General features: G+C 42.3%; 1 protein-coding gene and 1 pseudogene. Both read left to right on the top strand.

The window, feature by feature from the left end; translation table 11 throughout:
* A pseudogene (locus CK503_RS15865) lies at positions 1-493 on the top strand (methyl-accepting chemotaxis protein); the annotation flags it as partial.
* A gap of 242 nt (positions 494-735) precedes the next feature.
* Positions 736-1,743 (top strand): methyl-accepting chemotaxis protein (locus tag CK503_RS15860; RefSeq protein WP_176466335.1); only part of this gene is annotated, 1,008 nt, incomplete at its 3' end.

Genomic DNA, 1,743 nt, shown 5'->3' with positions numbered 1-1,743 from the left:
GGAAAGCTCTAATCGTGGGGCCCGGGTAGCCGAAGAGGTGTCGAAAAACCTGGAAAAGATTGAAGAAAGTGTAAATAATGTGAGCACGCTTGTGGTGGAGATCTCGGCAGCATCCCAGGAGCAGTCAAGTGGGGTACAGCAAATTAACTCGGCCATGACTGAAATGGATGAGGCAGTGCAGGGCAACGCTTCGGCATCGGAGGAGTCGGCCAGTTCTGCTGAGGAGCTTTCCTCTCAGGCGGCTGAGCTGAAAGTTATAGTCAATGAATTAAGATACTTGGTTGGAGGCACTGATGGTCATAATGAAGGCAATGGCAGTAGCAGCAACTCTTGGGAGGTTGAGTCAGCGAAAGGTAACGGACACTCCAAGAAACAGAATAATAGTTCATTAAATAATCAGTACAAGAAAGATTACTCTAATGGCAGCAACAATGAAAATGGACATGAGTTGATTCCCTTTGATGAAGATGAAGACGACTTCAGCGGATTTTGATTATAGGTTGCTGTTAGCCTGTAATAGTGTCCTGTAGTTTTGCTCTAAGAAAGGGGGAATCTTGTTATAAGATCCCCCTTTTTTTAGATAAATATATTTATAAAAGGGGCATAGATTATTAGTTAAGATTACTACAATGTGGTCGATAATAGGATTAAGAAAATCTAATAATTCAAGGTGTCCGGCAAAAATAAGAGGTTAGCAAATATGCCGGAAGTCAACAAACACTAACCAGAGAAAACATGAGTATTCAACAGAAAATCCGATCGGCAAAGAACTGGACTATAAAGAAGCGCCTTATTGTTATGACTATTTCGTTGATAGTTGTGACCGGCCTTCTTTTAACCGGAGTTACTATTTATACCGCCAATAGCAGTTTGGAGGAGCTTACTGATCATACCTTGAACATGAAAATGGATGGTGATATTAATGCTTTGGAAGTTTTTTCGGATTACCATTTTGGAGGAGTGGAGTTATCTAATGGAGAATTGGTAGATGCTGATCAATCTGCCATTGCTGGGCGTTCTGATATTATTGATGAGTTTGCAAACGAGCATGGAGTGGCTGCCACTATTTTTCAGCGTGATGGTAATGATTTTACACGGGTTATAACCAGTATTCGAAAAGATAATGGACAACGAGCGGTGGGAACGAAGCTTGGTACAGGGAGTGACGCCTACGAACCTGTGATGAATCGGTCACTATATATTGGTAATGCTGTAATACTTGGAAAACCTTACATAACAGCATATGATCCTATTATTAATGAAGAAAATGATATCATTGGGATTTATTTTGTTGGAATTCCAATGACTGATGTAAATACGATAATTTCTGAGTCTCAGGCTCTTATATGGCGAAATGCAGGAATTTTCCTCTTACTTGTAGTATTGGGTGGGTCCTATATTGCCTGGATTTTCAGTAATTCTATTAATAAAACGCTGACCCGTATTATAAAGCAGCTTTCTAATGGGGCAGATCAAGTCCACTCTTCATCTTCACAACTATCGGGAGCAAGCCAAGAGCTGGCGGAAAGTGCCAGCGAGCAGGCGGCAAGTCTGGAGGAGACGACCTCATCGCTGGAAGAGATTTCCTCTCAGCTGAAACAGACCGACCAAAACTCAGCTGAAGCTGAGACCGCGATGAATGAAGCCAAGCCGATGGTGGAAGAAGGCGTTGAGGCGATGAATCGGATGAAGGAGGCTATGGAAGATATTAAAGAGTCTTCGGACCAGACCTCGAAGATTATC

The organism is Fodinibius salipaludis, assembly GCF_002287075.1.
In the GTDB taxonomy this organism is placed as follows: domain Bacteria; phylum Bacteroidota; class Rhodothermia; order Balneolales; family Balneolaceae; genus Fodinibius; species Fodinibius salipaludis.
The sequence above is the reverse complement of the archived record's forward strand: the minus strand, read 5'-3'. Positions and strand labels throughout refer to the sequence as shown.